18 protein-coding genes are annotated in these 20,900 nt (G+C 70.3%); 5 read left to right on the top strand and 13 right to left on the bottom strand.

The window, feature by feature from the left end:
* Positions 1-24: 24 nt before the first annotated feature.
* From E6R18_RS20580 to E6R18_RS20535, 10 genes are all read right to left on the bottom strand, one after another.
* Positions 25-1,245: a ketosynthase chain-length factor gene (locus E6R18_RS20580; protein WP_136318375.1), complete on the bottom strand. Its 1,221-nt coding sequence runs from the start codon at positions 1,243-1,245 to the stop codon at positions 25-27.
* Positions 1,242-2,513, bottom strand: a complete 1,272-nt coding sequence (locus tag E6R18_RS20575) for a beta-ketoacyl-[acyl-carrier-protein] synthase family protein (RefSeq protein ID WP_136318374.1) — start codon at positions 2,511-2,513, stop codon at positions 1,242-1,244. Before E6R18_RS20575 ends, E6R18_RS20580 begins: the two co-directional genes overlap by 4 nt.
* Complete coding sequence (locus E6R18_RS20570) at positions 2,510-2,839, bottom strand: TcmI family type II polyketide cyclase (protein ID WP_136318373.1); 330 nt, start codon at positions 2,837-2,839, stop codon at positions 2,510-2,512. The genes E6R18_RS20575 and E6R18_RS20570 overlap by 4 nt, the downstream gene beginning before the upstream one ends.
* 37 nt (positions 2,840-2,876) lie before the next feature.
* The gene (locus tag E6R18_RS20565) at positions 2,877-4,346 is read right to left on the bottom strand and encodes an FAD-dependent monooxygenase (RefSeq protein WP_136318372.1); all 1,470 of its coding nucleotides are present in this window, start codon (positions 4,344-4,346) and stop codon (positions 2,877-2,879) included.
* A 91-nt stretch (positions 4,347-4,437) separates the two neighbouring features.
* A complete protein-coding gene (locus tag E6R18_RS20560; protein WP_136318371.1) occupies positions 4,438-5,076 on the bottom strand; it encodes an antibiotic biosynthesis monooxygenase in 639 nt (212 codons plus the stop codon).
* 110 nt (positions 5,077-5,186) lie between these two features.
* Positions 5,187-5,852: an antibiotic biosynthesis monooxygenase gene (locus E6R18_RS20555; RefSeq protein ID WP_136318370.1), complete on the bottom strand. Its 666-nt coding sequence runs from the start codon at positions 5,850-5,852 to the stop codon at positions 5,187-5,189.
* A gap of 31 nt (positions 5,853-5,883) precedes the next feature.
* Positions 5,884-7,374 carry an FAD-dependent monooxygenase gene (locus E6R18_RS20550; protein WP_136318369.1) on the bottom strand — a complete coding sequence of 497 codons (1,491 nt, stop codon included), beginning with the start codon at positions 7,372-7,374 and terminating at the stop codon, positions 5,884-5,886.
* Positions 7,375-7,380: 6 nt separating this feature from the next.
* Positions 7,381-7,626: a ferredoxin gene (locus E6R18_RS20545; protein ID WP_136318368.1), complete on the bottom strand. Its 246-nt coding sequence runs from the start codon at positions 7,624-7,626 to the stop codon at positions 7,381-7,383.
* Positions 7,627-7,758: 132 nt separating this feature from the next.
* Positions 7,759-9,024, bottom strand: a complete 1,266-nt coding sequence (locus E6R18_RS20540; RefSeq protein WP_136318367.1) for a cytochrome P450 — start codon at positions 9,022-9,024, stop codon at positions 7,759-7,761.
* A gap of 31 nt (positions 9,025-9,055) precedes the next feature.
* The gene (locus E6R18_RS20535; protein ID WP_136318366.1) at positions 9,056-9,865 is read right to left on the bottom strand and encodes a hypothetical protein; all 810 of its coding nucleotides are present in this window, start codon (positions 9,863-9,865) and stop codon (positions 9,056-9,058) included.
* A gap of 823 nt (positions 9,866-10,688) precedes the next feature.
* Between E6R18_RS20535 and E6R18_RS20530 the strand changes: the two genes are divergently transcribed.
* Complete coding sequence (locus E6R18_RS20530; RefSeq protein ID WP_136318365.1) at positions 10,689-11,162, top strand: hypothetical protein; 474 nt, start codon at positions 10,689-10,691, stop codon at positions 11,160-11,162.
* A complete protein-coding gene (locus E6R18_RS20525; protein ID WP_136318364.1) occupies positions 11,159-11,356 on the top strand; it encodes a hypothetical protein in 198 nt (65 codons plus the stop codon). Before E6R18_RS20530 ends, E6R18_RS20525 begins: the two co-directional genes overlap by 4 nt.
* Positions 11,357-11,405: 49 nt before the next feature.
* Here the strand turns inward: E6R18_RS20525 and E6R18_RS20520 are convergent, their stop codons facing one another.
* From E6R18_RS20520 to metF, 3 genes are all read right to left on the bottom strand, one after another.
* Positions 11,406-12,599 carry a 3-deoxy-7-phosphoheptulonate synthase gene (locus E6R18_RS20520; RefSeq protein ID WP_136318363.1) on the bottom strand — a complete coding sequence of 398 codons (1,194 nt, stop codon included), beginning with the start codon at positions 12,597-12,599 and terminating at the stop codon, positions 11,406-11,408.
* Positions 12,600-12,768: 169 nt separating this feature from the next.
* On the bottom strand, positions 12,769-12,909 hold the full coding sequence (locus E6R18_RS34105; RefSeq protein ID WP_168712399.1) for a hypothetical protein: 141 nt from the start codon (positions 12,907-12,909) through the stop codon (positions 12,769-12,771).
* 35 nt (positions 12,910-12,944) lie between these two features.
* The gene (gene metF, locus E6R18_RS20515; protein WP_136318362.1) at positions 12,945-13,850 is read right to left on the bottom strand and encodes a methylenetetrahydrofolate reductase [NAD(P)H]; all 906 of its coding nucleotides are present in this window, start codon (positions 13,848-13,850) and stop codon (positions 12,945-12,947) included.
* A gap of 3,179 nt (positions 13,851-17,029) precedes the next feature.
* Here metF and E6R18_RS20510 point away from each other — a divergent pair.
* From E6R18_RS20510 to E6R18_RS20500, 3 genes are all read left to right on the top strand, one after another.
* Positions 17,030-17,956, top strand: coding sequence for a ParA family protein (locus E6R18_RS20510; protein WP_136318361.1), 927 nt, complete (start codon positions 17,030-17,032; stop codon positions 17,954-17,956).
* Positions 17,953-18,570 (top strand): hypothetical protein, encoded by a 618-nt coding sequence (locus E6R18_RS20505; protein ID WP_136318360.1) that lies wholly within the window; start codon positions 17,953-17,955, stop codon positions 18,568-18,570. The genes E6R18_RS20510 and E6R18_RS20505 overlap by 4 nt, the downstream gene beginning before the upstream one ends.
* Before the next feature lie 681 nt (positions 18,571-19,251).
* Positions 19,252-20,796, top strand: coding sequence for a phage/plasmid primase, P4 family (locus tag E6R18_RS20500; protein WP_136318359.1), 1,545 nt, complete (start codon positions 19,252-19,254; stop codon positions 20,794-20,796).
* The last annotated feature ends 104 nt before the right edge of the window (positions 20,797-20,900 follow it).

Genomic DNA, 20,900 nt, shown 5'->3' with positions numbered 1-20,900 from the left:
AGGTCGTGCCGTCGTCCGGCCGGGTCAGCCGGTGGGGGCGCTGCGCAGCAGCACCGCGGAGTTGAAGCCGCCGTGGCCGCGGGCCAGCACCAGCGCGGTGTTCACCCGGCCGGGCCGGGCGCCGCCCGTGACGAGGTCGAGGCCGAGGGCCGGGTCGGGTTCGACGTTGGTGCTGGGCGGGATCAGCCCGGACTCCATCGCCAGTAGCGCGGTGGCCAGGTCGAGCGGTGCGGCCCCGGAGTAGAGGCGGCCGGTCATCGTCTTCGGCGCGGTGACGGGTACGTCGCCCCGTCCGAAGACCGCGTTGATCGCGTCGGCCTCGGCCCGGTCCAGTTCCGGCACCGCCGCCGCGTCGGCGAAGACCACGTCGACGTCGCCGGGCGCGGTGCCGGCGTCGGCCAGGGCCAGTTCGATCGCCTTGCGCAGACCGGGCTCGCCCCCGCTGCCCGGCTTCGGGTCGAAGGTGGCGCCGTACCCGGCGACCTCGCCGTAGATCCGGGCGCCCCGGCGGCGCGCGTCGTCGGCCTGCTCCAGGATGAGCATCGCGCCGCCCTCGCCCGCGACATGGCCGGCGGCCCGGGTGTCGAACGGCAGGTAGGCGCGGTCGGGGTCGTCGACGGTGCTCAGGCGCCCGCTCGCCAGCTGGGCCACCCAGCCCCAGGGGCAGACGGATGCGTCGATGCTGCCGGAGACGATCATCCCGGTGCCCTTGCGGATCTGGCGGCGCGCGTGCGCGACGGCGTCGAGGCCGCCCGCCTGGTCGCTCACCAGGACACCGCTGGGCCCCTTCATCCCGTTGCGGATGGAGATCTGGCCGCTGTTGACGGCGTAGAACCAGGCGAAGGACTGGTAAGCGCTGACGTGCTGGCTGCCCTTGCTCCACAGCTTCCGCAGCTCGTTCTGGCCGAACTCGAAACCGCCCGACGAGCTGGCCGTCACCACGCCCATCTCGAAGCCCTCGGCCTCCTGCGGCTTGATCCCGGCATCGGCCAGGGCCCAGTCGGTGGCGACCAGCGCGAGCCTGGTCATCCGGTCCGTCTGCGGGAGCAGCCTGCTCGGCAGGTGCTCCTTCGCGTCGAAGCCAGGGACCTCACCGGCCAGCTTCGCCGGGTATCCCGAGCCGTCGAACCGGGTGAGGGGGCCGATTCCGCCCCGCCCCGCTCGGGTGGCCTCCCAGAAGTCCTCCTTGCCCAGGCCGTTGGGGGCGGCGATGCCCAGACCGGTGATCACGACCGATGTCGTCATCGCGTGCTCCCTTCGACCCGCGCCAGCACCATGGCGCTCTGGAATCCGCCGAACCCGCTGCCCACGGTGAGCACCGTGTCCGTGCGGTGGTCCCGCGCGGTGAGCGGCACGTAGTCCAGGTCGCATTCGGGGTCGGCTGTGTGCAGGTTGGCCGTGGGGGGAACGACGTTGTTCTCCATGGCCAGGGCGCAGGCGGCGATCTCGATGGAGCCGATCGCGCCCAGCGAGTGCCCCACCATCGACTTGATGGAGCTGACCGGGGTGCGGTAGGCGTGGTCGCCGAGGCTCTTCTTGAACGCGGCCGTCTCGTGCCGGTCGTTCTGCTTGGTGCCGGAGCCGTGCGCGTTGATGTAGTCGATGCGGTCACCGGAGATCCGGGCCTCGTCCAGGGCCACTCGGATCGCCTCGGCCATCTCCTCCCCGTCCGGGCGCAGCCCGGTCATGTGGAAGGCGTTGCAGCGGGAGGCGTAGCCGGAGATCTCGGCGTAGACGTGCGCGCCGCGCCGCCGGGCGCTCTCCAGCTCCTCCAGGACGAACACCGCGGAACCCTCGCCGAGGACGAAGCCGTTGCGGGTGCCGTCGAACGGCCGCGACGCCTGCCCGGGGGCGTCGTCGCGCGGGGTGGTCGCCTTGATCGCGTCGAAGCACGCCATCGTGATCGGGGAGATCGGCGCGTCCGACGCGCCGGCGATCATCACGTCCACCGAGCCCTCGCGCAGCAGCTCGACGGCGTACCCGACGGAGTCCAGGCCGGAGGTGCAGCCGGTCGACACCACCGTGCTGGGCCCCTGTGCGCCGACGGACCAGGCGACCTCGGCGGCGAAGGAGCTGGGGACGAAGTAGTTGTAGAGGTGCGGGGCGGCGTACGCGTGGTCCACCAGGTCCAACCGGCCCTGGTCGCTGACGACGCGGTACTCCTCGTCGAGCCCCATCGTCGCGCCGACCGCGCTGCCGATCGTGACGCCGAGCCGGTACGGGTCCATCGCGCCCACGTCGAGGCCGCTGTCCGCGACCGCCTCCCGGGTGGCGACGATCGCGAGCTGGGCCGCCCGGTCCATCCGCCGGATCTCCTGGGGGCTCAGCCCGCTCGCCTCGGCGTCGAAGTCGATCTCGGCGGCGACCCGGGACCGGAACGGCGCGGGGTCGAAGAAGGTGATGCCGCGGGTGGCGGTACGGCCCTCGCTGAGCAGGCTCCAGAAGTCCTTGACGCCTATGCCGCCGGGGGCGACGACTCCGATGCCGGTGATGACGACCCTGCGCCCGGTCACGCGGAACCCTCCCAGTGGTAGAAGCGGGTCGCCATCGCGTCGGCGGGAGAGCGCCAGGTGGCGGGGTCGTACGCCTCGATGAACGGCTTGAGGTCCTCGCTGATCCCGATGAACCGGGGGTCGGTCTTGGCCTGCTCGATCAGCTGGCCGCCGTTGTCCTGGTCGAACTCCTGGAGGTGGAAGTACAGGCCGCGGTACGAGAACAGCTGGCGGCGCCGGGTGCCCATCAGGTGCGGCATCTCCGTCTTGTCGAAGGCGTCGAACAGTCCGGCGACATCGGGTGCGGAACCCGGGTCCATCCGCGCGACGATCAGGGTGCTGTGCATGGTCGGTCTCTTCTCTCTTCTCTGGGGTGTACGGGGGTCAGCGCGCCGGCCCGAACCAGCGCTCCAGGGCCATCGGCAGGTCGCTGTGGCTTCCCGGTGCGGCCCAGGCCACGTAGCCGTCGGGGCGGATCAGGACGGCGGTGGTGCCGTCCAGTGATCCGTCGTCGGGCAGGGCCTTCGGTTCGGCGGTCACCACATCCACCCGGTCCGTCCAGCCGGCCGCCCGGCGGCGCAGTTCGGCGTTGTCGGCGAGGTCGAGGAGGACGCCGCGGCCGGAGTGCAGCGCCTCGGTGCTGCCGGCGGGGGCCGTGATGCCCGTCAGCCGCAGGTCCGGCATCCGGCGGCCGAGCAGGGGGTGGGTGCCCGCGGCGATGCCGTAGCGGATCTCAAGGCCGCTGACCATGGCGGCCAGATGGCGGCTGACCGGTTCGTAGGCGATGAGCTCCTTGAACACGTCCCGCAGCGGCTGGACTTCCGCGCCGCTGAGGAACAGCAGCCCCTGGGCCCGGGTGTTCATCAGCAGGCGCTTGCCCACGGGGTGGCGTTCGTCGTGGTAGGTGTCCAGGAACGCGTCGTCCATCCGGCCGAGGGCGACGGCCGCCAGCTTCCAGCCGAGGTTCACCGCGTCCTGGATGCTGGTGTTCATGCCCTGGCCGCCGGCCGGCAGGTGGATGTGGGCGGAGTCGCCGGCCAGCAGGATGCGGCCCTGGCGGTAGTGGGTCGCCTGGCGGGTGGCGTCCCCGAAGGAACTGACCCACACCGGCTCGCCGTGCGAGATGTCGTCCCCGGTCAGCCGCTTCCAGGCGGCGGCCACCTCCTCGTACGCGGGCGGGGTCTCGCGCCGCTGGGGCGGGGTTCCGCGCTCGCACACGATCAGCCGGGTGACGCCGCCCGGGAGCGGTCCCACCATGACCATGCCACCGGGCAGGGTCTCGCCGATCATCCGGGGGGCCAGGTCGAGCCCCTTCACGTCGGCGAGGAACATCTCCATCGTCGCGGCGGTGCCGGGGAACTCGAACCCGGCCTGCTTGCGGACCAGGCTGCGCCCGCCGTCGCACCCCACGAGGTAGGGGGCGGTCAGCCGGTGGACCCCGTCGGGGCCGCGGACCTCCGCCTCGACGTGGTCACCGGCGTCCTTGACGGAGAGCAGTTCGTGGCTGCGCCGTATGTCTGCGCCGAGGGAGGTGACCCACTCCTCCAGCACCGTTTCGGTGTGCGACTGGGGGATGGTCTTGGCGGCCTGGTGGGCCCCGTCCAGGAGGGAGAAGTCGATCGGCAGGCCGCCGAAGTGCCCCTGGTCGCTGACCTCGATGTCACCGAACCGGGAGAGCAGACCGCGCTGGTCGAAGACCTCCATCGTGCGGGCGGTGAAGCCCAGTCCCCGCGATTCCCCGGTCCGCCGGGCGAGCTTTTCCAGGACGACGACGTCGACCCCGGCCAGCCGCAGTTCGCCGGCGAGCATCATTCCGGCCGGTCCGGCTCCGACGACGATCACTTGAGTGTCCATGCACCCTCCTTGTTCGCTCCTGCACTGGACGTTCCGGAAAAGACGAACGGCCCAGGTCCGAGGACCTGGGCCGTTCTGGGGAGCCGAGAAGTCAGCGGGTCACGGCACCCGCGAGCACGTACCTCTTACCGCCTATGCCGCGGACGCCCGGCATCGTGATGGCCTCCAGGCACTCCTTGGGACGGCTGCTCTTCATGAAGCCCACATGGGCGTCCTCGTCGACCCACTCGGCCCAGTTGAGGACGCGGGTGCCGTCGAGACTGATGTGGAAGTGGGAGCCGACCAGGCCGGGGAACGGGGTGCCGAGCGGCCCGTCGATGAGGTTGTCGATCGAGCGCCGCTGCCGGTCCCGGCCGTCCACGTCGAAGACGGGCGTCACCAGCACGGTCGGGACGCTGCCGGGTTCCAGGACCCGGCCCCGGTAGAGCTTGTAGCGGACCGGCTCGGTGGTGTTCTCGTCCGGCTCGCCGAGACCGCCGTCCCGTACGAACGCGCGGTAGGCGTCGTCAGAGGTCCACTGGGCGTACGTGAGCACGTTCTCGCCCTCGGTGCTGGTGAAGACGCTCACGGAGAGGAAGCCCTCGGGCAGCGAACCGTTCCGGTACGGCGCCAGGACCCGTTCCACCTCAGCGCGCTGGGGTCCGGGTCCCCCGACGTACAGCGGAGTCACCAGCGCGACTCCGGCGTCCGTGCGGGCGACGTCCGGGAAGGGACTGGGGGCATCGGCCATGGGCTTCTCCTTCGTGCCATCACTGTCGGTCCGTCATCACTGCCGGGCCGTCAACCATGATGACAAAGAACGGAGTTCACTGATCCGATTTGTACCCTGTCGGCCATTCATCAGGAGCCGATGGCGCGATACAGGTGGTAGCGGGTGAAGCCGATGGGGCGGACGCCCGGGGTGTGTGTGGCCAGACGCAGCGACCGGTGCCGGGTGGCGCCCTCGAGGAACGCGATGTGCTCCTCGTCGCTCGTCCACTCGGCGAAGTTGATCACACGGGTGCCGTCGGTGCTGAGGTGGAAGTGGGAGGCGATCAGTCCGCGCTGGTCGGTACGCGGTGACTTCTCGATGTTCTCCGTGACGGAGGAGACGATGTGCTCCTGGCGCTCGCGGCCGTCGACGTCGAAGCTGGCGATGACCACCGAGGCCGCCGGCCCGGTCTCCGGGGCGAGCGGCACACTGCGGTGCAGGCGGTACTCGACCGGCTCCATCCGTGCGGCCTGCGCGGGCAGGGCGCGGATGAAGGGCCGGTAGCCGTCGGGGTGCGCGCACTGGGCGTACGTCATCGCGGTGAAGTCGTCGCTGCCCGTGCTCAGGTAGCAGGAGAAGGAGAGGACGTCCGCGGGCCGGGACGCCCCTTCCCAGGCGTCCGCGATCTCGTCGAGCACCGCGCGGCCCTGCTCCTGGCCGGCCACGTGCCAGTAGGTCATGAAGACGGCGTGCGCGTCCCCGCGGTCGATGACGGGTGCGGCCGTCTGCTGGGTCCGGGTCCGGGTCCTGGTCATGGTCGTCTCCTGTCTCGTGGGATGGCCGGGCTCAGCCGGTGGGCTCACCGAAGTGGCGGTTCAGGGCGCTGGCGAGGTCGCCGGACCCGGCCACCCAGGCCACATAGCCGTCGGGGCGCACCAGTACGGCGTCGGCGTCGACCGTCTCGCCGGCCGGTCCGGTGCCGGCCGGGCGGGCGGAGCGGACGTCCACCCGGGGCGCCCAACGGCCCGCGAGGCGGGCGGGTTCGGGGTCGGCGCCCAGGGACAGCAGCACTCCGCGGGCCGGGTGCAGCAGCCGGGTGCTGCGGGTCTTCTCCCCGTCGTCCAGCACCAGCGGGATGTCCGGGAGCCGCCGCCCGAGCAGCGGATGGTCGCCGGCTCCGACGTCGTAGCGGATCTCCAGGCCGCTGACCAGCCCCGCCAGCAGCAGCGCCGCCTCCTCGCCGCCGAACACCCGGGTGAGGACATCGCGCAGCGGCTGCATCTCGGGCCCGCCGAGGAACAGCGTGGCCTGGGCCCGGGTGTTGCGCAGCAGTTCGGCGCCGACCGGGTGGCGTTCCGCGTGGTAGCTGTCCAGCAGCGTTCCGGGGACGCGGCCGGTGACGACGGCGCCCAGTTTCCAGCCGAGGTTGACGGCGTCCTGGATGCTGACGTTCATGCCCTGGCCGCTGGCGGGCAGGTGGACGTGCGCGGCGTCCCCGGCGAGCAGGACCCGGCCCCTGCGGTACGCGGAAGCCTGCCTGGCCGCGTCCCCGAAGGAGCTGACCCAGACCGGCGTGGCACCGGAGATGTCGTCGCCGCTGACCCGCTTCCAGGCGTCGGCCACTTCGCTGAAGGCCGGGGGCCCGGTGCGCTCCAGCGGCGCCCTTCCGTGCTCGGAGACCACGATCCGGACCATTCCGTCGCCCAGCGGCGCGGCCAGCAGCATGCCTCCCGGGTGGCGCTCCCCGGACCATTTCGGCGGGAGTTCGAGGTCCTTCACATCCGCGAGCAGCAGTTCGGCGGTGGCGTCGGTGCCGGGGAAGTCGAAGCCGCCGGCCCGCCGGACCGTGCTGCGGCCGCCGTCGCACCCGACGAGGTAGGGCGCGGTCAGCCGGACCTCGCCGTCGGGGCCCTCGGCCCACACCTCGACCCCGTCGCCGGTGTCGGTGAACCGGGTCAGCCGGTGGCCGCGCCGGATGTCGGCGCCGAGCTCCGCCGCCCACTCCCCCAGCGCGGCGACGGTCCGGGCCTGGGAGATGCCGGTGACGCCGGCGTGCCGTCCGTCGCCGACCGCGAAGTTCACCGGCACGCTGCCGAAGTGGCCGCCGGGGGAACGTTTCAGCTCACCGAACCTCGGCAGCAGCCCGCGCTGGTCGAACACCTCCAGGGTGCGGGCGGTGAACCCCATGCCGCGCGACTCGGCGGTCGGCCGGCTCTCCTGCTCCAGGACCACGACCCCGGCACCGGCCAGCCGCAGTTCGGCGGCCAGCATGAGCCCGGCTGGTCCCGCTCCTGCCACCACGACGTCGGTGTCCCGCTGTGCGGACTGCCCCTGCATGCCGTCTCACCCCTCGCTCTCGTGTGCGTTCTCGCGTGCGGCCGCGCCGGGGCCCTTCTCGGTGACGGTGATCGCCCCGGTCGGGCAGCAGTCGGCGATGGACCGCAGCAGCTCCGTCCGCTCGTCGCTTCCGTCGCCCGGCAGCGGCACGGCGAGCCCGTCGTCGTCCAGCAGGAACAGGTCCTGCGCCATCGACTCGCACAGCCCCGTCCCCAGGCACAGCGTGCGGTCGATCCGGGCGGAGGCGCTCATGACGGCCGCCCGGGGCCGGTGGAGGCGTGCACGTCAGGCCGCCCGGGGCCGGTGGAGGCGTGCACGTCAGGCCGCCCGGGGCCGGTGGAGGCGTGCACGTCAGGCCGCCCGGGGCCGGTGGAGGCGTGCACGTCAGGCCGACCGGGAGGCCCGCGCGGCGGCCTTCGCCGACGCGGCGACGGGCAGCGCGACCAGGCGCCGGATCGCCCAGTTGTCGATGTACCGCACGGAGTCCCGGGGGGCGTCGAGGACCAGCTCCGGGAAGCGGTCGAACAGGGCGGGGATGGCGATGGCCCCCTCCAGCCGGGCCAGTGCCGCGCCCAGGCAGTTGTGCAGCCCGTGCCCGAAGCCGACGTGCCGGGCGCCCTGGCGGCCGAGGTCCAGGAGCTCGGGCCGCTCGAACCTGCGGGGGTCCCGGTTGGCCGCCAGGAGTCCGACGATCACCGGAGCCCCTGCGGGCAGTACGGTGCCGGCGAGCTCCACCTCCTGCGTGGTGACCCGGAACAGGGCGGTGCTCAACGCCCCGTCGTAGCGCAGCAGTTCCTCGACAGCCGGCTCGGCCGGCCCCGGGTTCGCCCGTAGCAGCTCCGCCTGGCCGGGGTGGTCGAGCAGCGAGAGCACGGCGTTGCCGATGAAGCCGCGCACGGTGTCGCTGCCGCCCATGATGATGGCCGCGACGAGGCCGATCAGCTCGTCCTCGGTCAGCTCCTCGTCGTCGTCCACGCCCCGGATCAGCGCGGAGGTCAGGTCGTCGGCGGGCTTGCTGCGCTTGTCGGCGACCAGCTCGGCCGCGTACTCGCAGATCCGGCCGAACGCCTCGGGCACCTTGTGCATGAGCGCGGGGTCCGACGGGAACGCCTCGTTGAGCGCGCTGACCAGCTCGCGGTGGCGTTCGATGCGCATGCCCAGGATCTCGCCCAGGACGCCGGCGGACACCTCGCCCGCGTAGTCGTCCATCACGTCGAAGGTGTCGCGGCCCGAGCAGTCGTCGAGCACCCGGTCGACCTGCTCCCGCACGGTCGTGCGCCACTGTTCCACCTGCCGGGTGGTGAAGGCGCCCATCGCCCGCCGCCGCAGCTTGGTGTGGTGGGGCGGATCGACCACCGAGATGCCCCGCCCCAGGATGGTGCCCTCGGCGGCGACCAGACCGGCGGCCCGGAACTCGTCGTTGGCCCAGGTGGCGGCCTCCGCGCTGAAGCGCTGGTCGGCGAGTACGGCCTTGACGTCGTCGTAGCGCGTCACGAGCCAGGTCCGTACGTCGCCGGCCGGGAAGCGGAACTCGTGGACCGGGGAGTTCTCCCGCAGCCAGGCCAGGGTGGTGTGCGGGTCCTGGTAGTAGGCGGGCGAGAACAGGGCGGCGGGTGGTTGGTGCGTCGGTGTCGGCGTCGTCAGCGTCATGGCTGGTCCTCTCCGGGGGCGGGCTTCGGGGTCAGAGCGCGTTCCAGACATCGGCCGCGGGCGCGAAGAAGCCGCGCAGCGGGGGCGGGAAGACCCCGGTGTCGGCGGCGGCCCCGACCAGCCGGTGCACGTACCGGGCCAGCCGCTCGACGTGCTCGGGCCCCAGGGCGTCGTAGGGGCGGCGGTCGAGTCGGCTCGTCTCCGCCTCGACCTCGTCCCTGAGCGCCGTGCCGCGTGGGGTGAGCCGGCCTTCCGCGTCGACCAGCCCGCGGTCGGCGAGGCGCTCCCGGCCCGCCGACCACTCGGCCTCCGTCCAGCCGCGCATGGGCATGACGATCTCCTTGGCCATGCCGTGGCTGCTGGCGCAGTCGATCACCAGCGAGTCCACGCCGGTCAGCTCGAAGTGGCCGAGTACGGCGACGTGTCCGTCGCCCCGGTGCTCGCGCAGCAGCGTCGCCGCGTGCCACAGGGCCGCATGGGGGCGTTCCGGCAGGTCGAGCGCGGAGTTCGCCGCGTACAGCGGGCGTCCCGGCAGCGCGCCCGCCTCGGCCGCGACGGTCGCGAGCTTCGCGGCCTCCGACAGCTCCGCGGACCGCAAGGTCTCGGTCCCCAGCAGGCGTTCGAGCGCGGCGGCGACGGCATTCTCGCGGGCCCGCAGCGCGCGCTCGGGCGATATCAGATCCCAGAGAGCCGGAATTCTTTCGGCGATGAGGCGGGGGGCGAAGGAGTTGAATACAGCAGTCACCACGGCGGGGTCGACGACGCCCAGTGCGGACGCGCGGCCGGCAAGGTAGACGCTCGAGTGATCATCGATGCCGAACGGTGCGACTTCGGTGGCCAAATCGCTTGTGAAATAGGGAATTGAATGAAGCGCGTTCACTGCCTGAGCGCAATGGCGCGCGTATCCGTGACTTCTGTGCTGCTGATCCATGAAGCCCTCAAGGCTGGGTGTCGTGGTCGGCATGAAAACCGCTGGAGTCTGGCAGGAATACCGCTGGAGCGAATGCGGACGGGCACGCAATGGGTGCGCCGGAAGGGAAGGAAGCCGCCGCGGGAGACGCGGCCGGCAATAAGGAGGCGGAGCCCTGTGCTGTCTGCTCCTCGATCGGACACCGATCGGGATTTGCGCAGACCAGTGGCCCGCGAGAAGTGTGACAGTTGCCCGTGACAGATGTCAACAACAGTTTTCTATGGGCTAGTTGGTTGCTCTGTAGTGAGCCCCGAGAGAGTGATGCGACGCACACGATGCCTTCTTGACACGTCTGAGCCGACGGGCGCGACAATTGATGGACATATGGCCGGCGTCGGAACCGGCGGAGTAAATGACCTCTTCGTCCGATTTGGTTATGCCGCGATTACTCTCGCGCACACATGGGGACATCACAGCAAGGCGACGGGCCGGAAGGCATGGAAACTCTCCGGCCGCCATCAGGACGCCGACCGCAAGAACAGGATGCTCGGTCTACAGGGGATGCGAGGCCAAAATCGTGCAGCATCAGCAGGATTACTCGGAAGCATCACAACGATCCAAGAGTCATCACTACGCACCCGAAGCGGAATCGTCGCTGGATTCTCCGGCCGAAAGACTGAGTGCAAAGCTGCGGGACGTCGAAGACGTCTACCAGGAGAGCGAGGAAGAGCTGGCCGTCCTGAGCGGAGGACCGGTGGAGCGTGTCAGCGGCACCCAGTCGGTGGGCCTGCGGCTCGACGACCGGATGCTGACGCTGCGCTCGCAGGTCACCGACCTCCTGTGCTCCTGGGCCGGGCTCGTGGTCTCGGAGCGCGGGCTTCCGGCCGCGACCGATACGGAGGTCCCGACGCTTCTGCGCTTCCTGGCCGGCCAGGTCCAGTGGCTGGCCGAACACCCGGCGGCCCGGGATCTGGACGCCGAACTGACCGCACTCCTCGACTCCGCCCGTTCGCTGCTCGGTCCGCGGTCCTACGAGGTCTCCCTCGGCCTGTGCTGCCACAGCGGCTGTACGGCCCAGCTGCACGCCACGCTGTCGGGCACCCGTGACTCGGTCCACTCCCAGGTCGCGTGCGACGCCGGGCACACCGTGCCGCCCCGTGAGTGGCTGCTGCTGTCCGGCCGGACCCGGCAGGCGGCGGACACCGGCCGGCCAGGTGGTGCGGCGTGACGGCCGAAGGGCGCCGGCGCACCGTGCCGACCGAACTGGCCGCACTGGCGGCGGGCGTCACCCCGGCCACGATCCGCAAGTGGGTGAGCCGGGGGAAGATCACCCGCTTCGGCACCCCGCAGCGCGCCGAATACGACCTGGACGAGCTGTACGAGCTCCTGTCCCGCTCCCCCAGGTCACCGCGGAGCGACTGACCCGGTGCCGCGCAGCGCCCCGCAAGGCGCGGGGCCGGCCTCGGGACCGTCATGACCGCACGGTCCACGCCGAGGTCACGGACACGGCCTGCCAGGGGGTGAGCCGGGGGTCGCAGAACGAGGTGTAGCGCTCGCCGACGGTGGCCAGTTCGGCTTCCGTGGCGGCGCACTCCGTGACGTCGTCGGGCGTCGTCTCCAGGTGCAGGCCACCGGGGACGCCGCCCGCGTCGCGTACGGCCGCCACGAAGCGGGAGACCTCCCGCGCGACGGTCTCCACGATGCGTGTCTTGTGGCCGCCGGGCGCGGTGACGGTGTTGCCGTGCACGGGGTCGGTGAGCCAGATCGCGGCGTGTCCGGCCTCCCGCACCGCCTCCACCAGGCGCGGCAGCCGGCCGGCGACCTTGTCGGCGCCCATCCGCGCGATCAGGGTGAGGCGGCCCGGTTCGCGCCAGGCGTCGAGCCGTTCGCACAGGGCCACCAGCTCCCCGGGCTCCATGGTGGGGCCGACCTTGCAGGCCACCGGGTTGGCGACCTGGGACAGCAGGGCGACGTGGGCGCCGTCGAGCTGGCGGGTGCGCTCACCTATCCACGGCCAGTGCGTGGAGCCCAGGAAGAGCCGCCCTTCGTCATCGGTGCGCAGCAGGGGCACCTCGTAGTCGAGCAGCAGCGCCTCGTGGCTCGTCCACACCCGGGGGCTCACGACGGGGCGTCCCGCGCCGCGCTCGTGCCAGCCCAGGTGCTCGACCGCGTCGCCCGCGGCCATGTAACCGGTGAGGATGCGCAGCGGGTCGAGCCGGCGGCTCTCGGGGTCCGCCTCGGGGCCGTTGACCATGTGGCCCCGGAAGACGGGGAGTTCGACGCCGTCGACGACTTCGGTGGGCTGGGACCGGGGCTTGGCGAACTGTCCCGCTATGCGTCCCGCGCGCAGCACGGGCCTGCCGGTGATCAGGCCGAGGGACCCGGCGAGCAGATCGAGCACCGCCACCTTGCGGGCGACGTCTTCGGGCCCGCACTGCTGCGGGTCCTCGGCGCAGTCGCCGGACTGCACCACCAGGGCCTTGCCCGAGGCCACGGTGGCGAGGAGCGCCCGCAAGGTGGCCAGGTCGTCGGGCCGCACGAGGGCAGGGCGCGCCGCAAGTGTCTCCCTGACCCGGTTCAGCTGGAGCCGATCAGTCCATTCGGGCTGCTGCAGTGCGCCGCGGACGCTGATCTCGCGGATCACGTCCTTCACGACGTCCTTCATTGCGTACTCCGATCCAACGGTGCTCTCGCTCGTGTCAGGGACGTCGTCAAGCCGGGATGCCCGTACGCCTGACCTCGGGAGGAAGTCGAGGGGTCATCGGGAGTATGCGGGAGCGGACTTGAGATCCGGTCGAGTTCCCGTCGCGATCGCCACGCGGCGTACCGGGGCGTCAGTCGATGCCGCGCACGACGTGCGGCTCGGCCGTGTCGTCCTCGTCGATGCCCGCGAGCAGCAGCGGCGGGACGGTACAGGGGGAGAGTTCCGCCGCCTCGTAGACGAACAGTGCGTCCTGTTCCTTGGTGTCGTACACGTGGTCCTCCGCTCTCTCAGCAGGTCGGTGAAGCGTCAGCGGTGGGCCATCTCCACGCGCCGGACACTCCTCGAGCCGGTCACGGCGCGGTGGATCTCGGGCGCCGCCGTCGATCGGTTGAGCGTGATGTAGTGCAGTCCCGGTGCGCCTTCGGCGAGCAGCCGCTCGGCCATGGCGGTGGCGTACTCGACGCCGATGCGGTACCCTTGGGCCGGGTCGTCACGGGCGGCGTTCAGGCGGTGTGCCAGGTCCTCGGGGAAGGCCGCACCGCTCAGTTCGGCGAAGCGGCTGATCTGGCGGGCGTCGGTGGCCGGCATGATCTCGGGGATGATCGGGATGTCGCAGCCGGCCGCGGCGACCCGGTCGCGCAGCCGCAGATAGTCCTCGACGTGGAAGAACATCTGGGTCAGGGCGTAGTCGGCGCCCGCCCGGCACTTGGCGACGAAGTGCCTGATGTCGCTCTCCCAGTCGGGCGAGCGCGGATGCCGTTCGGGGAAGGCCGCCACCCCGATGCTGAAGTCGCCCAGCTCCCGGACGAGTGAGACCAGTTCGTGGGCGTGCAGGAAGCCCTGGGGGTGCGGGACCCACGGTGCGTTCGGATCGCCCGGCGGGTCCCCGCGCAGGACGAGGACGTCGCGCACGCCCGCGTCGGCGTACTGGCCGACGATGTGGCGCAGCTGTGCGACCGAGTGCCCGACCGCGGTGAGGTGGGCGACCGGGCGCAGCGTCGTCTCGGCGACGATCCGTTTGGTCACCTCGATGGTGCGGTCCCGCGACGAGCCGCCCGCTCCGTAGGTGACGGAGACGAAGTCGGGTGCGACGCGCTCGATCCGGCGGATCGCCTGCCACAGGCCGCGCATGCCGGCTTCGGTCTTCGGCGGGAAGAACTCGAAGGAGACCGAGGGGTCCGGCCCGGCGAGGGTTTCACGCAGCGTCGTCACGTTCGGCCTCTTTGGCCCTGATGGTTCGGGTCGCCGCCATCCGCACGGGACCTCCTTCGATCGCTTCGGATCCTCCACCATGCGGCCCGGCGCACGAGGACCCCTCGCGAAACGCTCGAACGCGCGTGGAGGCGGCGGCCCGGCAGTTCATGATCGACTTCTGTGAGAGCCGTTCTCCCGGACGACGCCGTGACGCGAAAACCGGGCTTCCGGGCCGTCTGACAGCCCCGAACGGTGCCCGACCGGGGAACGCGTGCGCACCCCCCCGCCCCGGACCGGATCACCACTCCCCCGCGCCGGCCCCGGTCGGGCACCTCCGCGTCCCACACCGCTCCCCCGTACGAAACGGACACACGCCGCCATGTCGGGACGCCCCGAACGCCACGTTGCGCACGTCACCGAGAGGGCTGGACCAGCGAGAGCGCGAGGGCGAAAACCGCTGGTTGGAGGCGCTACCAGCAACCTTGCAGGGCAGTACGTGCCCCGGGGCACGAGGAGCCTCCGGGACTCGGGGATGGACGCGGTGCTGCCTGCTTCGGGCTGTTCCGTTGGTGCTGTTGCTCGATGCTGCGCGAGGGGCCTGTCCCGATGCTGCATGAGCGGTGCACCCGACTTCGGCCGGCGTGCGGCGGGGCGAGGAGGGGGTCGGGCCGGGCTTCACCGGACACTGCTGGATGACCCCGGTGCTGCGAGCGGAGGTGACGGGTCGCGCTCCTGGACTCCCCCGCCGTACAGCTTGCGCTTGACGGGCAGCCAGGCCCTGTGCGCCTCGTACCTGCTCCAGGGCGTACGGCGGTGATCGCCTGGCGTACGTCGGGTCGGCGCGGTGAGTCCATGGTGGGTTGGTCCCTCGTCGGCGCTGAAGTGGCGCGTTCATGGAGGCCGTAGAGGGGGCCGGGGTAGGAGAGCGACGGGCTGCGGTTCCTGTACTGCTCTGATCGCAGCCGGCCTTGGCGGAGGTGCCCCGGAGGATGAGCGAGCAGGCTCAACGAGGCGCGTAGGGGATCGCCTCGCGCGGGTGGATGACGCGCCGTGAGGCTGGGAGATGCGTGCGTACGGGGACCGAGGACACGCGCACCGCGGGGATGCTGTCGCGTCGCGATGCGGGGGTTGGAGTGAGGGCCCAGCAGCGACATGGGGAGCGTGGATAACTGGTTGCGGGGCGGCCTGCCGCGCGACCTGAAGGTGTCTCGCACCTGTCGGCTTGCGCGGGCTGACGGCAGGGAGAGCGGGGGTGGTATTGCTGATGTCCCGCAGTCCGGGGGCCATGCTCGATGCGTGAGGGTCGACTGTCACGAGCCCGTTCGGTGGCTGGCAAAGCGTGGCACTCAGCGAGAGCAACGACCGCCTCATGTGCCCGCAGCCGCTTGCCTCTACCATTGTCCCGGCACGTTACGGGCGCAAGGAGGGCCCCACTTCCTTCAGCGGATGACCGTCCCGGTGGCCACCATGCCAGCGTCTGTCCTCACAGATGCTCAGAGGCTTTTCAGGGCGGACGACGTCAGAGCTGACGGCGGTTGCTTGGCTCGGGATGCAGCCTCTGCATGGCAATGACGCACCTTCCATCTGTGCTGCGGACTCCACAAGCAATCCCCCGCTTCACACCATGCATGTGACTCGCTGTCCGGCCCGGAAGAGCATCAGGCGTCTCTCCATTTACGCCGCATCTCAGTGTGCTCGAATCGAGAAGCAACCAGCGCTAGAATGTCTGAGTCAGAACGCTTAAAACCGCCTCTGACCTGGGAAAACAAACATCACTGCAAACATCGACGCAAGCTTGCGCGCAACTAGGAGGCAAGGCGTGAATACATGCCTGCTTCAGGGTATTGTTCGCGGCCTCGCTGCCTACCGAGAGATAGGCAGGTATGAACGCCTCTTGCAAGGTGGCTTGCTAGGCGTCACTCAACGCCGATGTCTACGCAGCCAAGAGGGCCTAGGCGCTGGTCGGTCAACTTATGGATGCGCAGGCGGGAAGACAGGTAGATCCGCCGACAGGCTGATCTACCACTGTGCACATGGGAGCAGCGGTCGGTCCATCCACCAGGCTTCACGCAAGCCAGCCGATCGATCACCCAACAGATGTAGCCACAGGCATGCCTACGGCTCTGCCTACCGAGTGGTGGGCCTAGGCGTCGACCAGAAGCCAAATCTGCTTGCCCATCAAGTTGCGGGCAGGGGGCTGCGCAGGCACGCAAAGTGGTCCGCCCATCGGGCTGCCGATAGGCCGCCAGATCCATCAGCCAGCAGGCATCCAAGCGGATGCGCGGATAGACCGGCCTGGCGACTCACAAGTCCAGATGCAAGTAAGTCCCCGGGTCGGCCAGCACGTCTGTCACCCAACAAGCAAGTCCACTGGATGCCAGACCAGCGCAGAGGTCAGCCCGCCTACCAGTACCTTGGCCTGAAGCCCGACCGACCCGCACATGCACCCGCAAGCCTCCATGCACTGAAGCTCACAAGCAGGTGTTGCCGCAAGAACGCAAACCTCCCTGCAAGCTGAACCGCTAGCGGGTTTCCCCGCCGGTGGACCTACCCATAAGGAGGCCGGCCACTTTGCCTGTACGCCTGCCTACCCCACGACCCGCCTACAGGCAGGGCACCTCACCGCCCCGCACACAGCACCGGCTGTCGGACGCTCAGCCAGCTAGCAACCAGGGTTGCACGCCGCCCCACACGCCCGTACGCAGGTCAGTGTCCAAAGCGGCCCACCCACCGCCCGCTTGATCTACCCGTCAGCACGCCCGTACCTACGCCGTGCTGTGGATTCCCGGGTGTGTGGGGCCATGAATGTCATGATCTTCGTGCTAACTTGGGCTCCGCCCTCTTTCAAGGCTTCTTCGGAGGTGACTGTCCTTGTTGAGCTGCCTCCCGGCGCCTTCGCAGTGCAGCCGACCTCTTGGGATGCGACGCAGACGATGTGCGCGAACGCGGCCAGGACAACTCCGGGCCACGCGGCGTCGCTTGTCGGCCGCCCAACCCGAAGTGTCCTTATGAGCTGCGACGACGGGGGAACAGGAGGACGATTCGATGCCCCGGAGAGCAGGTTCGGGTCCTACCCGACACCGTCTTCGGCTGCTTCGGAGCGCAGAATCGTTCTGAGCGAAGTTTGACCACCCGTACCAGCTCAAAAGGGGCGCTTCGCGCCTTGTTTTCGGGCCTGAACCAGAGTGAGAGGACCCATGGCCAGTCCCTTCGAAGCGCCTGACGCTCACGCGCAGCCCCACGGCATCCCCTGGGAGTCGCTGTCGCACATCTTCATGTTCGGCAACGGCAAGGGGGGCGTCGGCAAGTCGTCCATCTCCGCCAACGCCGCGGGCAAGGCCGCTCGCAGCGGATTGCGTACCCTCATCATCGACTGCAACGCGCAGGGCAACATCGCGCGCGAGCTCGGGTACAAGCGAGCCGAATGGAACGACGGGGGAGCGGGGCTCATCGAGTCACTGCGCACCGGCGCGCCCCTGACTCCGGTCGAGAACGTGCGGGAGAACCTGGATGTCGTCCTGGGCGGCCCGGCGCTCGGCGACGAGTTCGGGATCTTCTTCCACACGCTGCTCGCCAAGGAAGGCCCGCAGGCGTATCTGCGGCTGCTGATGTGCCTGCTGCCGATCGCGCACCGGTACCAGATCATCGTCCTCGACACCCCGCCGGAGAATCCGTCGCTCCAGCGCCTCGCACTGTCCGCCGCACGGTGGCTGGTCATCCCGGTCAAGAGCGACGGCGGCGCGGAGGACGGCCTCGCTCAGATCGGGCTGGAGTTCTCCTACGTCAAGTTCGTCAGCAACATCAACCCGCACATCTCGCTGCTCGGCGTCCTGCTCTTCGACACCGGGCGCAACTACAGCGGAATTCACGCCGATGTGCGGCTCCAGGTGCAGAAGGTGCTGGGCGCGGAGGCCCACATGTTCAAGCACCTCATCGGGCACACCGAGTCGGTGGCCCGGCTGGTGCGGAAGCGGGGCCTGCTCGTGCACGAGCTGGCGGAGCAGCGGGCAGCCGGGGACCGCTCGGTCCCCGGGGCCGTCGAGGGGCTCGACTCGGACTACGAAGGATTCACCGAAGAGATGTTCGCAAGGGCCCTGGAGCTCAGGAAGGACGCCGCGGCATGACACCGCCGAAGAACAAGAGGACCGAAGCCCAGGACGACGAGCAGAGCATGTCGGACGAAGGCGTCGGCAACCTGTTCAGCGGGGGAGGGGCGCCCTCCGGCGCGCTCGCCGGCTGGGCCACGCCGCAGAGCTCCGCACCCGCCGCCGCCCCGGTGCAGCCGGTGCCGGCCGTCGCGCGCCCCGTCGTCGTACCGCAGCCCAGCCGCGAACCGGCCGAGGAGCAGGCCCCGGCGGTCGCGGACGCGGACACGGCGAAGCCGGTGGGGTTCTACGTGTCCACCAACGTGGCCACCCGCTTCCGCAAGCTCCGCAAGAGCAGCGACCTGACGCACACGCAGATCGTGTTCCTGGCGGTGGAGGCGGCCGTCGAGAAGGGGCTCGCCCAGGTCGTGGAGGAGGCGCGCCGCGCGCCCAAGTTCCAGTCCAAGCTGTTCGCGGTCGCCCCGGACAACACGGACCTGCGCGGCCTCGGCCCCGTGCAGCTGCAGTACAAGCCGACGCGCGCTCAGCGGGCGGTCATCGACGGCCTGGTGAACGAGGCCGGGCTGCCGGACCACACCAAGTTCCTGGCGGTCGTGCTCGACCAGTACCTGCCGGGGCGCAGGGACCTCTGAAACTCCGGCGCACAGGGCTCAAGGAGCGGTCCAGCCGGGCTCGAAGGCAAGCCCGGCCCGGCTGCAGAGTCCCACGGGACTGAACGGGGCGGAACTGAACGGGGCTGAACCGGCCGGTTCAGCCCCGTTGGCATAAAACCGCAGGTCAGAGCATGTCCTGCCAGCACCAACGGGTCTGACGGGGCGGAACCTCGTAGTTATCAGCTACTCAGGAATATGGGAACACGCGTACGCGCGCGTACGACATCTGTTTCTCTATGCTGGGGATAACTACAGGGCTCAGCCCCGTCAGACCCGTTGTTGTGCAGGCCAATGCTCTGACCTGCGGTTTTACGGACGGGGCTGAACGGGGCCGAGCCCGCACGGGACTGAAACAGCCGCAGGGGCGCCACCGGGCCGGGCGCTGCCACGGGACTGACGGGACTGGGTTTTCCCGACACGTTGCTCTTCCCCGGTCGCGCCCCCCGGGGGTGGGCTACGCTCTGCTCGGCAACTCAGAAGCTTCAGTCCCTTCAGTCCCGTGGTCCCGCCGGCGCAGCCTCTTGGAGGTGCGGGACATGACCCGCACGCGAACAGCCCGACAAAGGACCCGAAGTTGCTCGACCAGGCCCCGACCTTCCCACCGGTCCCCGCCGGACGGGCCGTCGGCGCGCAGCGCCCGCTCTCCGCGCGAGGACGCTCATGAGCGTGGAGCCCGTGCGCTTCGACGCCGAAGCCGCAGCCCGGCAGATTCATCAGCAGAGCCTCGACGTGGCTCTGCGGGAGCAGCCGAGTCTTCCCGCCCAGCAGGCCGAGGCGCCCGCCGCCCGGCCCGCCGGCCTGCTTCCGAGCTCCCTCACCGACCGCGGCAACGCGAAGCTGTTCGCACGCCTCTACCGCGACCGGTTCCGGTACGTCATCGGAATGGGCTGGCACTCCTGGGACACGTACCGCTGGAAGCTGACCGGCGGCGAGGAGGCCGCCGTCTGGGCCGCGGGCGAGATGGCGGAGCAGTATGCCGACCACGACCCGAGCGGCCGGTTCACGGACCGGCAGCTGGCCGGGCACAGCCGTCACTCGGAGTCGACCGCGGGGGTCAAGGCCCTCCTGTTCCAGGCCCAGGCCGCGCCGAGCCTGCGACTGGACCCCGATGCCCTGGACGGCGACATCTACGCCCTGTGCACCCCCACAGGCGTCGTGGACCTGCGCACCGGGGAACTGCGCAAGCCCGATCCGCTCACGGACATGCACTCGCGCGCCACCACCGTCGCCCCGCAGAAGATGCCGGTCCCGCGCTGGGACAGCTTTCTGCGCGACACCTTCGGAGACGACGAGAAGGGCCTGGAGACCACCCGCTTCCTGCACCTGCTGCTCGGCTACTCCATCACCGGCGACGTCGGTGCGCAGGTCCTGCCGTTCCTGTACGGCTCGGGGGCCAACGGCAAGTCGGTGCTCCTGGAGGTGATGACGCAGATCCTCGGCGACTACGCGAACGCCGCGCCGCCCGGATTCCTCATGGAGAAGGGCAAGTTCACCGAACACTCCACCGAGCTGACCGAGCTGCACGGGCGGCGCATCGTCGTCTGCTCCGAGCTCAAGCCCAACGACAAGTTCAACGAGGCCCGGGTCAAGCTGCTCACCGGTGGCGACACCATCACCGCCCGGCGCATGCGGCAGAACTTCTTCACCTTCACCCCGACCCACAAGCTCTGGCTGCTCGGCAACCACTGCCCCGAAGTCGGCACCGGCGGCCACGCGTTCTGGCGCCGGATGCGCATCATCCCCTTCGAGCGGCGCGTTCCCGACGAGCGCAAGATCGACAACCTCGCCGCCGAGCTGGTCGCCGATGAGGGCCCGGGCATCCTGCAGTGGCTCATCGAGGGCGCCCAGCGCTATCTGGCCACCCGGGACTCGCTCGCCGGCCCCGACTCCGTACGGGTCGCCACGGCCGCGTACGAGACCACGGAGGACCACGTCGGGCGGTTCGTCATCGAGCGATGCACGAAGGGCGAGGGGGAGGGGCCCAACCCCGACCTGCGCGTCGAGCAGAAGCTGCTGTACGAGACCTACTGCCGCTGGTGCTCGGACGAAGGCATTCGCGCCTCCACACCGCGCGCCTTCGCGAGCCGGATCCGACAGGAGCTCGGTCTGGCGTCACCTGCCGAAATGATCAAAAACAACGCGACCAAGCTCTACCCCGGCCTGGCACTGCTGCCGGACGGCGCAGTCGAGGGGAGCGCACGATGACCGACTGCGCCCTGCCCGCGGTTGTCGGGCACCCGTACGATGGAGGCGGATGTTCCGGTCGGCGCACTGCCGGTCGGGGTACCGGCTTCTCGAACGACACACCA

Origin of the sequence: Streptomyces sp. A1277 (assembly GCF_004795015.1) — a bacterium.
Taxonomy (GTDB): domain Bacteria; phylum Actinomycetota; class Actinomycetes; order Streptomycetales; family Streptomycetaceae; genus Streptomyces.
Note: the sequence above shows the minus strand (reverse complement) of the source record. Positions and strands in the feature narration are given on the sequence as shown.

Coding starts and splice junctions, on each gene's coding strand:
- E6R18_RS20580 (WP_136318375.1), bottom strand. CDS start 1,245: ATGACGACATCGGTCGTGATCACCGGTCTGGGCATCGCCGCCCCCAAC.
- E6R18_RS20570 (WP_136318373.1), bottom strand. CDS start 2,839: ATGCACAGCACCCTGATCGTCGCGCGGATGGACCCGGGTTCCGCACCC.
- E6R18_RS20565 (WP_136318372.1), bottom strand. CDS start 4,346: ATGGACACTCAAGTGATCGTCGTCGGAGCCGGACCGGCCGGAATGATG.
- E6R18_RS20560 (WP_136318371.1), bottom strand. CDS start 5,076: ATGGCCGATGCCCCCAGTCCCTTCCCGGACGTCGCCCGCACGGACGCC.
- E6R18_RS20555 (WP_136318370.1), bottom strand. CDS start 5,852: ATGACCAGGACCCGGACCCGGACCCAGCAGACGGCCGCACCCGTCATC.
- E6R18_RS20550 (WP_136318369.1), bottom strand. CDS start 7,374: ATGCAGGGGCAGTCCGCACAGCGGGACACCGACGTCGTGGTGGCAGGA.
- E6R18_RS20545 (WP_136318368.1), bottom strand. CDS start 7,626: ATGAGCGCCTCCGCCCGGATCGACCGCACGCTGTGCCTGGGGACGGGG.
- E6R18_RS20540 (WP_136318367.1), bottom strand. CDS start 9,024: ATGACGCTGACGACGCCGACACCGACGCACCAACCACCCGCCGCCCTG.
- E6R18_RS20520 (WP_136318363.1), bottom strand. CDS start 12,599: ATGAAGGACGTCGTGAAGGACGTGATCCGCGAGATCAGCGTCCGCGGC.
- E6R18_RS20510 (WP_136318361.1), top strand. CDS start 17,030: ATGGCCAGTCCCTTCGAAGCGCCTGACGCTCACGCGCAGCCCCACGGC.
- E6R18_RS20505 (WP_136318360.1), top strand. CDS start 17,953: ATGACACCGCCGAAGAACAAGAGGACCGAAGCCCAGGACGACGAGCAG.
- E6R18_RS20500 (WP_136318359.1), top strand. CDS start 19,252: ATGAGCGTGGAGCCCGTGCGCTTCGACGCCGAAGCCGCAGCCCGGCAG.